This window comes from Flavobacterium arsenatis (assembly GCF_031456785.1).
Lineage (GTDB): Bacteria > Bacteroidota > Bacteroidia > Flavobacteriales > Flavobacteriaceae > Flavobacterium > Flavobacterium arsenatis.
This window is the reverse complement of sequence record NZ_JAVDVI010000014.1, coordinates 41,995-54,242: the sequence shown is the minus strand read 5'-3', so window position 1 is coordinate 54,242 and position 12,248 is coordinate 41,995. Positions and strand designations below refer to the sequence as shown.

Here is a 12,248-nt window from a genome sequence, read left to right as displayed (position 1 = left end):
TAAAATTTGAAATCTAAAATCTAAACTTTAAAATGGAAAAAGTAAAAGCCAAGAAACATCTCGGGCAACACTTCTTGAAAGACGAAAGCATTGCAAAAGACATTGCCGATACACTAAACTTTGAAGGCTATCAGGATGTTCTGGAAATCGGACCAGGAATGGGAGTGCTTACAAAATACTTGCTAGATAAACCTATCAATACCTATGTAATAGAAATTGATACGGAATCAGTGACCTATTTGGACGAAAACTATTCTAAACTCCACGGCAAAATTATCTCAAAAGATTTCTTGAAATACAACATCAATGAGATTTTCGAAGGAAAGCAATTCGCCATCATTGGCAATTTTCCCTATAATATTTCCACTCAGATTGTATTTCGAGCTTTGGAATACCGCAACCAGATTCCCGAATTTGCAGGAATGTTCCAGAAGGAAGTTGCTCAAAGAATATGTGAAAAGAAAGGAACAAAAGCCTACGGAATCCTCTCGGTTTTAGTACAGGCTTTTTACGAAGCAGAATATCTATTCACAGTAAACGAAGATGTTTTCATTCCCCCACCAAAAGTAAAATCGGGTGTTTTACGCTTACGCAGAAAAGAAAATTTCACGTTGCCATGTAGCGAAAAATTATTTTTCACAGTAGTAAAAACAGGCTTCCAACAACGTCGAAAAACATTACGTAACAGTTTAAAAACATTAAATCTATCGGATAATTTAAGAGAAGATACTATCTTTGACCTCCGTCCGGAACAGCTTTCCGTTCAGGACTTCATCGAACTTACCAAAAAAATAGAAGCAGATGCAGTTTAAAGTCAGTAAGGATTTTATAATAGAGGTTGAGCAACTCATTCAAAGCAAAAACGATAAGCAATTAGAAGTTTTATTGAACGATTTGCACCATGCCGATATTGCCGAAATCCTTGATGAACTTGATTTTGACGAAGCAACCTATATTTTCAAGGTACTCGATAGCGAGAAAACCGCCGAGATTCTGCTTGAACTCGACGACGATTTACGTGAAAACATCCTAAGCAGGCTTTCGCCAAAAGAGATTGCCGAAGAGCTGGACGAACTCGAAACGAATGACGCTGCCGATATCATCGCCGAACTTTCTCAAAGCAAGAAAGAAGAAGTAATCTCCGAGCTTCAGGACGTTGAACACGCAAAGGATATCGTTGAACTTTTACGTTACGACGAAGATACCGCAGGTGGAATCATGCACAAGGAGCTCGTGAAAGTAAACGAAAACTGGAACGTTCTCACTTGCGTGAAAGAAATGCGAATCCAAGCCGAAAACATTTCCAGAGTACATTCTATTTATGTGGTGGATGATGAAGACCGATTAAAAGGCCGACTTTCCTTGAAAGATTTGCTGACCACGTCAACCAAAACGCCTATCAGCGAAGTCTATATCCGAAAGCTCAATTTCGTTAAAGTCGATGATGAAGATGTTGAGGTAGCCCGAATCATGCAAAAGTATGACTTGGAAGCCGTTCCGGTAGTCGATGAAATGGGCCGATTAGTAGGCAGGGTCACCATCGATGATATCGTGGATGTAATCAAGGACGAAGCCGACAAGGATTACCAGTTGGCGGCAGGTATCTCGCAAGACGTTGAGGCCGATGACAGCGTTATCGAACTCACAAAAGCACGATTGCCTTGGCTGGTTTTGGCACTTTTGGGAGGTTTCATCAGCGTTACGTTGCTCGAAGGTTTTCAAGATGCTATGGCAATCTACAAGGAATTATTTTTCTTCACACCACTAATTGCCGCTATGGCAGGAAATGTTGGTGTACAATCATCCGCGATTATCGTGCAAGGTTTGGCCAACAATACTATTACAGGTTCACTCTGGAACAGGCTCGTAAAAGAAGTAAGCTTGAGTTTACTGAACGGTTTTATCCTCGGGACCATACTTTTATTAGGAAGCCATTTGCTTCTTGGAGTTAGCTATGAAATCGGGCTTACCGTAACCATTTCCCTGATGTCGGTAATTATTATCGCTTCTTTAATTGGAACTTTTATTCCCTTGATGTTGGATAAATTCGGCATTGACCCTGCACTTGCTACGGGTCCGTTCATCACTACAAGCAACGATATTTGCGGAATCCTTATTTATTTCTCCATTGCCAAGCTTATTCTTGGATTTTAAATCATTTGGTTAAATAAAACCCTATTTTAGGTCTTTTGCGAATTAATTTCTCCGACTTACTGCTTTTTGTTGGAAAAACTCCCTATCTTTCAATCTGAAAATCGTTTAATCTTTCAATCTTTAACAAATGAAAGTACACATCATCGGAGGAGGAAATCTTGGAGTGGCTATAGCACTCGGATTATCAAAGTATGCACAAGGAAACCAAATCACTGTAACCAGAAGAAACATAGAAACAATTTCCTATTTGCAGGAAAAAGGCATCACAGTATCGTCCGATAATAAACACGATATCGCTTCCGCAGATGTCATCATTCTCACCACAAAACCCTATCAGGTGGATGTGGTTCTAGGCGAAATCCTACCTGTCATTTCCAACAAAACCATCGCTTCGGCCGTTAGCGGACTTTCCATCGAAGCCTTGCAGGAAAAAATTGGCGAACAACACGCCGCCATCCGAATCATGCCCAACATTGCCGCTCAATTTGGAGCCTCGGCAACCTGCGTTTCATTTGCCGAAAGGCACAAAGAACAATCAAAAAATGTTATTGAATTGTTTCAAAATTTAGGAACTGTTCCCGTAATTGACGAAAAACTTATGGATGCCGCCACGGTTCTCGGAGCTTGCGGAACCGCCTATGCCTTGCGTTACATCCGTGCTTCGATGCAGGCCGGAATTGAAATTGGCTTCGATTCGCAGACCGCATTGGCCATTGCGGCACAAACCGTAATGGGTGCTGCAAAGATGCTGATGGAGGAAAACGTGCATCCCGAACAATTGATTGACAGGGTGACGACACCTCAAGGCTGTACCATTGTCGGTTTGAACGAAATGGAGCACGAAGGCTTTAGTTCTTCCCTCATAAAAGGCATTAAAACTTCACTAAAAAAGATAAAAGGATAATTTCATTCCGTTTTTTAGGAGCTAATCCCGCTTTCCATTACAATCTTTTCTTCACTTGCCTTGGGGTCAAACCCAAGGCAAGTGAAGAAAAGGATTTCCATTGCAATCGAGGCTAGCTTCGCTGTCGGAAACCAACGCCAAGAATACAATTTGTCTTGTGTTTTTTAACTTTTTTACCTTATGAAAATTCTTCTAAATTAATTTTACAAAATAACTTATATTTACTACAATATAAAACAAACTTTAACAGTTATGGGCTTAATCAGCTTGGCTGTTAGTAACTCTTAACTCTTTATCAAAATGAAAACGAAAGGATTGGTTGTCGTGTTTTTTGTGTTTTTATTGTTTCAAGCATGCAGTAAGAAATCTGCATCCGAATTCAATTCAGATTTTTCATTGTTTAAGGAGTTCATTACCAACTTCACCGGTGGTTTGGTTTCTTCCAAATCCGACATCCGTGTGGTTTTGGCTTTTGATAAAAAGGAGTGGAAGGCCAATCAGGTTTTAGACATCGATTTGTTTGATATTTCCCCAAGCATAGGCGGGAAAGTCATCGCACTATCCAACAACACCCTGGCTTTTGTGCCCGAAAAAAAACTCGACCAGAACACCGAATATCAGGTAACGTTTCATCTTTCGAAACTGATTGGCACCCCAAAAGGACTTGATGATTTTAAGTTTACGGTGAAAACCATCAAGCAGGATTTCATCATCACAACCAATGATGTGCAATCCTACAGCAAGGACTATCAGTACTTGAACGCCACCCTGAAAACCGCCGATGACATGGATTTGGAGACGGCTCAGAAAATCATTTCTGCCGAACAAAAAGGCAAGAAACTGAAGATAAAGTTTGATAAAGCCATGAGTTCGCCAACAGAATTCAAATTTGTAGTCGATAGTATTCAGCGTTTTGTGGAAGACTCGACTTTGGAGATTTTATACGACGGAAGCGATTTTGATATCGAACAAAAAGGCAAGATCAATTATACCGTTGTCGGGAAGGATAATTTCAGCATCGTGAATGTTGAGGTGGCAAACAACAGCAACCAAACACTATTAATTAACTTCTCTGACCCATTGTTGAAAGGTCAGGATTTCCAAGGATTGGTTTCGGTTGAAACGGCCGAAAATATCAAATATGCCATTCAAGGAAATATCCTGAAAGTGTTTTTTGACGAACCTTTAAAAGGGAATTTATTGCTAGAAGTCTTCCAAGGAATTGAAAGTGAAGACGGTTATAAGATGAAGAAAAACTTTTCAACGAAAGTGCTTTTCGACCAGCTTAAACCAAATGTTCGCTTCATCAAGAACGGAACGATCATGCCAAGTTCAAACAACCTGAAGATTAATTTCGAAGCCGTAAACCTCAAGGCGGTTGATGTAAAAGTATATAAGATTTATAAAAATAACATTCTGCAATTCCTTCAGGAAAACGATTTGAATGGGGTTCGAAACCTCAAAAGGGTGGCTCAACCAGTTGCCAAAAAAACCATCAACCTGAAACAAAATACCTTGATTAACACCAGCAAATGGAACACCTTTGCAATGGATTTGTCCAAAATAATAACGCCAGAACCAGGAGCGATTTACCGAGTAGAATTTACCTTCAAAAAAGCTTATTCGCTTTACAGATGCGAAAGTTTGGAACAGGATTATGGAACTGAACAAGAAGAAATCGATGAAAATGACGTAAATTACAGCGGTAGTTACGACGACTATTACTACTATGATTACGAAGATTACGACTGGCGAGAAAGCCGTGACCCGTGTACGAATTCCTATTTCTATAACGCTACTATTGGAACCAACATTTTAGCTTCGGATTTGGGTGTGATTGCCAAAAGAGGCGAAAACAAATCCTATTTCTTTGCCGTAAACAACATCGTTACCACCGAACCCGTTTCTGGAGCAACAGTTGATGTGTACAGTTACCAACAGCAGAAATTGGCTTCGGCAACGACCAATTCAGAAGGACTTGCGAATTTCCAATTGAAAGGGTTTGCCTATTTTGCTATTGTGACGCACGGCGATAACAGCACTTACGTGAAATTGGACGATGGTACTTCATTGTCGGTCAGTAATTTTGATGTAGCTGGAGAAGTATTGCAAAAAGGACTAAAAGGCTATATTTATGGTGAACGTGGCGTTTGGCGACCTGGCGATAATTTGTATTTATCGTTTATATTGAATGACCAAGCAAACAAACTGCCAAAATCCCACCCGATAAAATTCCGCTTGACGGATCCAAGAGGAAAAGTAACCTATGAAACGGTCAAAAAAGCAAACGATTTGAACCATTATGCTTTTGTGGTACCAACAAGTTCAGATGCTCCAACGGGAAGTTGGGAAGCGATGGTAAGTGTTGGTGGTGCGAAATTCTTTAAGAACATCAAGATTGAAACCATCAAGCCGAACCGTCTAAAAATCAAGAATACGTTCAAAAATGCAGTTCTTTCTTCTTCTTATCCAAACACAAGCAATCTCGAAGTGACTTGGCTTCACGGAGCGATTGCCAAGAATTTAAAAGTAGAAATGCAGGCAAAGTTTTCGCAACAAAATACTACATTCAAAAATTACAACAATTATGTTTTTGATGATGTGGTTAGAAAATTCAGCACCGAAGAGATCAATATTTTCTCTGGTAAGATTGACGAATACGGAAGAGCCTCGGTTAACATCAATCCAAAATTGAACGGACAAGCACCAGGAATGTTGAAGGCTTCCTTCATCACAAAAGTATATGAAGAAGGAGGCGATTTCAGTACCGATGTTATGGCGACAACTTATTCTCCATACGATACTTATGTAGGCATAAAATCACCAGAACCTAACAAATATGGAATGCTCGAAACAAGAAAAAACAACCGTTTCGAAGTGGTTACAGTAGATGAAAACGGCCGTCCGAAATCCGTAAGAAACCTAGAAGTTCGTGTTTATAAAGTCGAATGGCGTTGGTGGTGGGATGCTTCGTATGATAATTTGTCGAATTATAGTTCTTCGAATGCAACTACTTCCTTCAAGAGTTTTTATGTAAATACCGATGCTTCAGGAAAGGGAAGTTTCCAATTTTCTGTAACCGATGAGGAATGGGGCCGATATTTGGTTCGTGTTCAAGACGGAGACGATGGTCACGCCACGGCTCAAACGGTTTTAATCGATTGGCCAATGTGGTCCGGTAAAACCAAGAATACAGATGCAACAACGGCAAATATGTTGGTTTTTTCTACCGATAAAAAGAACTATGCTGTTGGCGAAGTGGCGAAGCTTTCGTTCCCATCGAGTCAAGGAGGCAGGGCTCTGATTTCGGTTGAAAATGGTTCGAAAGTAGTGCAAACCGTTTGGACACAAACCACAAAAGGCGAAACAAAAGTAGAGGTTCCAATTACGGCCGGAATGGCTCCGAATGTGTATTTCAATATCACGTTGTTGCAACCTCACGCCACAACTAAAAACGATTCGCCAATCAGGATGTATGGCATCATTCCGATTGAAGTGATTGACAAGAATACGATTCTTGAACCAAAAATTACAATGCCAGATGTCTTGAAGCCAGAACAGAAATTTAGCTTGGAAGTTTCGGAGAAATCAGGAAAAGCAATGACTTATACGATTGCAGTTGTAGATGAAGGTTTGCTGGATTTAACGCGTTTCAAAACACCAAATGCTTGGAATAGTTTTTATGTAAGAGAAGCACTTGGCGTGAAAACTTGGGATGTTTATGATGATATTATTGGTGCCTATGGTGGAAAAATCAATCAGATTTTCAGCATCGGTGGAGATGAGGATTTGGGTGGCGGAAAAGCCAAGAAAGCCAATCGTTTCAAACCGGTTGTGGTGTATCTGGGGCCATTTGTATTGCCAAAAGGAGACACCAAGAGGCATCAAATTCAACTGCCAAAATATATAGGGTCAGTTCGAACAATGGTCGTTGCTGGAGACATCAACACAAGTGCTTACGGAAGCGTCGAAAAAGCCACACCCGTTCGTAGTCCGTTGATGGTATTGGCTTCGTTGCCACGAAAAATATCTCCATCCGAGAAAGTAACGATTCCGGTAACGGTTTTTGCAATGGAAAATAAAGTCAAAAATGTAACGGTTCAAATCAAGACGAATAACGGCTTGCGAGTTAATGGAGCTACAACTCAAACCGTGAATTTCACTCAGCCTGATGAAAAGATGGCCTATTTTGAGTTGGCTGTTGGAAGTGCAACAGGAATCGGGAAAGTACAGATTATCGCCACTTCAGGAAGCGAAACATCTACTTACGATGTTGAGATTGATTTGATAAACCCGAACCCAGTTACTAATGTGTTTCAGGATGTGATTTTAGAGCCTAACAGTTCCAAGACGATTTCGTGGGAAACCTTTGGCGTAAGCGGAAGCAACAAAGCCAAACTTGAAGTTTCCTCGATGCCAACCATAGACATCAACAGAAGATTGCAGTATTTGATTTCCTATCCTCATGGCTGTGTGGAGCAAACCACATCGGCTGGTTTCCCTCAATTGTTTTTGGGCGATGTGGCTGACTTGAGTGCGTCACAACAAAGCAGTATCCAGAAAAATGTAACGGCAGGAATCAATCGTTTGGGAAGCTTTCAATTGGCAAATGGGGGATTGGCGTATTGGCCAGGAAATCAAAACGCAGACGATTGGGGAACTTCCTATGCAGGACATTTCTTGATGGAAGCAGAGAAAAAGGGTTATGTGTTGCCAATAAACTTCAAATCAAAATGGATTTCCTATCAGAAGAAAGAAGCTAAAAACTGGCGATTCGTTCCGCAATACGGCAATGATTTGGCACAAGCCTACCGACTTTATACCTTGGCTTTGGCAGGTTCTCCAGATTTATCATCGATGAACCGATTGAGAGAAACCACTGGAATTTCCAATGAAAGCAAGCTTCGTTTGGCATCGGCTTATGTTCTCGCAGGTCAGAAACAGGCGGGAATGACATTGCTTTCAAAAAGCAAAATTGACGATGAAATCAGCAAATACCACTACTATTATTACGGTTCGAGTGATAGAAACCGTGCAATGGCTTTGGAAACTTTAATTTTATTAGGCCAAAAACAAAAAGCATTTGAAATGGCGAACAAGTTGGCCAAACAAATGTCAGGCAATCAATGGATGAGTACCCAAACTACGGCTTATTGTTTGTATGCCATGTCGAAATTTGCCTTAAGCAACGGAAGCAAAGGTATCGATGTTCAATACAGCAATGATGGGAAAAATCAAACTGTAAAAACCTCAAAATCAATAGTAAATAGAGATTTAGCTGTAAAAACAGGAAATAATGGCGTGACGATTAAGAACAATAAAGACAACGCCCTTTATGTGAGACTGCTCAACAGCGGAATCCTGCCAGTTGGTCAGGAACAAGTTGTTCAAAGTAATGTTGATGCAAACATTGTCTTCAAAGACAGAAAAGGCAACATCATCAATGTTTCAAAAATCAATCAGGGAACAGAATTTATTGCCGAAGTAACGGTTAAAAATCAAAGAAATGAACGTGTAGAAAACGTGGCCTTGACACAAATTCTGCCTTCAGGTTTTGAAATCGTCAACACGAGATTCACAGATTATGGCGATGCAACCAACAATATTGCCGATTATATTGATATCCGAGACGATAGAACCAATTTCTATTTTAGTATGAAATCCAATGAAACCAAAACATTCCGAGTTCTGTTGAATGCTTCTTATTTAGGTACCTATTATTTACCAGGTTTGCAATGTGAAGCCATGTATGATAATACCTTCTTGGCGAGAACCAAAGGATTTTGGGTGGAGGTTGTGAAGTAATATTGTGATATCCTAACAGGTTTCCAAAACCTGTTAGGTATTCTATATCTAAAAACAAATTCGTTTTATTTCAAATTAAAACAAAACTATATGCACAAAGAAACTTTCGAAGCAGGTCATTATTACCATATTTACAACCGAGGAAACAACAAAGAAGATATATTCATCGAGGAGAAAAACTATAATTTTTTCCTTTTCCGTTTAAAGAAATACATCTTACAAGTTGCTGATGTTTATGCCTACTGTTTATTAAAAAATCATTTTCACATTGTGCTTAGGATAAAGCCAAAGGAGGATTTGCCCGATGCTTTGCAAGATAAGATTCATTTGCCCTTTTCTAATTTTTTCAATGCTTATGCCAAAAGCATCAATACCAGTTACGGAAGGTCGGGAAGTCTTTTTCAAGAGCATTTACAGAGAAATAAGATAGATAATGAGGGTTATTTGAAACAAGTGATTGTGTATGTTCATCTTAATCCCGTGAAGCATAAGTTTACGAATGATTTTAAAAGTTATCCGTATTCTTCGTATGGAACTTTCCTTTCTGATAAACCAACTAGTATTGACAGAGCCTATATTTTAGAACTTTTTGGAGGAAAACAAAACTTTGAATATTGTCATAATGAGAGTTTGATTAAGTATGATAATATAGTGGAGGAGATTGATAAGATGGATGAATTTTAAAGGTAAATCCTAACAGGTTTTCAAAACCTGTTAGGTATCTTTTTGATTACTATATTTTATAATCAACCGCCTACTGATATTAATTATTAAGTTGTATGAAATTAATACCTAACAGGTTTTGAAAACCTGTTAGGATTTCGAAAAATTACTTTGTAAACTTTGTGCCTTCTTCGTTCCCGAGGTTTCGGGATTTGTGTTAAAAATGAAAACGAAAATAAAATCTTTCTTTCAGCATATCCTCAACTGGATAAAACGCAACAAAATAAAATCCTCAATCGCATTCCTGCTTTTGATAGGTTATTATTTTTGTTTGCCAAAAACTTTATTTGAAGAACCTTATTCAACCGTAATCGAAAGCAAAGAAGGCGAATTGTTAGGTGCCAAAATCGCCCGTGACGGTCAATGGCGGTTTCCTGCAAGCGACAGTGTTCCGGATAAATTCAAGAAATGTATTGTTTATTTTGAAGACCAATATTTCTACAATCATCCCGGTTTTAATCCGGTGGCGATGTTCAATGCTGTTCGTCAAAATCAGAAAGCGGGAAAAGTAGTTCGTGGTGGAAGTACATTGACGCAACAGGTAATTCGTCTTTCTAGAAAAGGAAAAGGCAGAACTTATTTCGAAAAAGTCATCGAAATACTACTTTCTACAAGGCTAGAATTACGTCATTCAAAAGAAAAAATTTTAGAATTGTATGCAGGACATGCTCCATTTGGCGGAAACGTGGTGGGTTTAGAAATGGCTTCGTGGCGTTATTTCGGAGTACAATCACATCAATTGTCGTGGTCGCAAACGGCGACTTTGGCGGTTTTGCCGAATGCTCCAAGTTTGATTTATCCGGGAAAGAATCAGGAGAAATTACGCATTAAGCGAGATGCACTTTTATTGAAATTACAAAAAGAAGGCATCATCGACCAGCAAACCTATGAGCTTTCAATTGCTGAACCATTGCCACAAAAACCGTTTGATTTGCCTCAAATTGCACCACATTTATTGCAACGAATCTCAAAAAAACAGGAAGGTCAAAAAGTAAAAACGACCGTTGAAATCGCTTTGCAAAACCGTGTAAACCAAATTGCAAACTATTATTACAACCAATACAAGCAAAATGAAGTGCATAATCTAGCGATTTTAGTTATCGATGTTTCCAATAGAAATATTATGAGTTATGTTGGAAACGCTCCAACCGATGCCAATCATCAAAAAGATGTAGATATTATTGGAGCTCCAAGAAGCACTGGAAGTATTCTGAAACCTTTGTTGTATGCTTCAATGTTGGATGAAGGTGCTTTGTTGCCCAACACTTTGATAGCCGATGTTCCCACACAGATATCAGGATATACTCCGGAGAATTTCAATCTAACTTTTGATGGAGCGGTTCCGGCTCATCGGGCCTTGTCGAGGTCTTTGAATATTCCGGCCGTTTTGATGTTGCAGGATTTTGGAGTCAATAAGTTTTATGAAGAATTGCAGAAATTCAAGCTGAAAGATATTTCCAAACCACCTAATCATTATGGTTTATCGTTGATTTTAGGTGGAGCCGAAAGTAATTTGTGGGATTTGTGCAGGACGTATGCGGGAATGTCATCAACTGTGGATTATTTCAATAAAAATCAAGGAAAATACCGGAAAAATGAATTTACTGAATTAAATTATCAAAGTGATTTTGAACCTGATTTCGGAAAAGAAAGTTATCAGAAAACCATTGTTGGAGCTGGAGCTATTTGGCTCACGTATAATGCGATGGAAGAAGTGAATAGGCCAGAGGGCGATGAGGCTTGGAGGTTTTATGACAGTTCTCAAAAGATTGCATGGAAAACGGGAACCAGCTTCGGAAACCGTGATGCTTGGGCCATCGGAACCAATTCAAGATATGTGGTTGGAGTTTGGGTTGGAAATGCCTCTGGCGAAGGAAGGCCAACATTGACAGGAGTTTCGAGTGCGGCACCTATTCTTTTTGATGTCTTCAATGTATTACCAAGAAAAAAAGGGTTTGCTACACCTTTGAATGATTTGGAAGAAGTGGAAGTTTGCAGTTTAAGCGGACATTTGGCTCAAGAGAATTGTCCAAAAATCAAGCAGATGGTTTCGCTGAAAGGTAAAACGACAACAGTTTGTCCGTATCATAAAACGATTCATGTGGATAAAACACAACAGTTTCGAGTGAACAGCAGTTGTGAAAATATAGAAAACATCATAACCAAATCATGGTTTGTTTTGCCTCCTGTGATGGAATGGTATTATAAAAGTCAGCATATTGAATACCAAACCTTACCGCCTTTCCGGGAAGATTGTATTGCAACACAAACCGTGTCGATGGATTTTATTTATCCAAAGATGAACAGTAAAATCTATCTGACCAAGAATTTCAATAGTGAAATTCAGCCGGTAATTTTAAAAGTAGCCCATTCTCAAAGGGAAACGGAGTTGTATTGGTATGTGGATAATCTTTTCAAGGGTACAACCAAAACCTTTCACGAAATGGCGATTGAACCGAGTTCGGGTATTCATTACATTACGGTTGTGGATGCTTTTGGGAACGAAATTAGAAGGAAGATTGAGATTATTAGTGAATAGCTTCTTTTGAAACCGAATGCCCTAGCCCGGATAGTAGCGTAAATCCTTTTCTTTTTTTTCTTTAAAAAAAGAAAAGATTGAAGTGGATAGCCGGAATAGCTTCAAATAAAAAAACCGTCTCGT

6 protein-coding genes are annotated in these 12,248 nt (G+C 39.3%); all 6 read left to right on the top strand.

Annotated elements, in window-relative coordinates:
• Window positions 1–32 precede the first annotated feature (32 nt).
• The 6 genes from rsmA to pbpC all read left to right on the top strand — a co-directional run bounded on the left by rsmA (window position 33) and on the right by pbpC (window position 12,125).
• Entirely contained in the window at window positions 33–812 is a 780-nt protein-coding gene (rsmA, locus tag J2X31_RS14510; RefSeq protein ID WP_310027618.1) for a 16S rRNA (adenine(1518)-N(6)/adenine(1519)-N(6))-dimethyltransferase RsmA, read from the top strand.
• Complete coding sequence (gene mgtE / locus J2X31_RS14505; RefSeq protein ID WP_310027617.1) at window positions 802–2,154, top strand: magnesium transporter; 1,353 nt, start codon at window positions 802–804, stop codon at window positions 2,152–2,154. Before rsmA ends, mgtE begins: the two co-directional genes overlap by 11 nt.
• Before the next feature lie 127 nt (window positions 2,155–2,281).
• On the top strand, window positions 2,282–3,058 hold the full coding sequence (gene proC / locus J2X31_RS14500) for a pyrroline-5-carboxylate reductase (RefSeq protein WP_310027616.1): 777 nt from the start codon (window positions 2,282–2,284) through the stop codon (window positions 3,056–3,058).
• A 300-nt stretch (window positions 3,059–3,358) separates the two neighbouring features.
• Window positions 3,359–8,863: an alpha-2-macroglobulin family protein gene (locus tag J2X31_RS14495; protein WP_310027615.1), complete on the top strand. Its 5,505-nt coding sequence runs from the start codon at window positions 3,359–3,361 to the stop codon at window positions 8,861–8,863.
• A 90-nt stretch (window positions 8,864–8,953) separates the two neighbouring features.
• Window positions 8,954–9,547 carry a transposase gene (locus J2X31_RS14490; protein ID WP_310027613.1) on the top strand — a complete coding sequence of 198 codons (594 nt, stop codon included), beginning with the start codon at window positions 8,954–8,956 and terminating at the stop codon, window positions 9,545–9,547.
• A 202-nt stretch (window positions 9,548–9,749) separates the two neighbouring features.
• Window positions 9,750–12,125 (top strand): penicillin-binding protein 1C, encoded by a 2,376-nt coding sequence (pbpC, locus tag J2X31_RS14485; RefSeq protein ID WP_310027612.1) that lies wholly within the window; start codon window positions 9,750–9,752, stop codon window positions 12,123–12,125.
• Window positions 12,126–12,248: the final 123 nt, after the last annotated feature.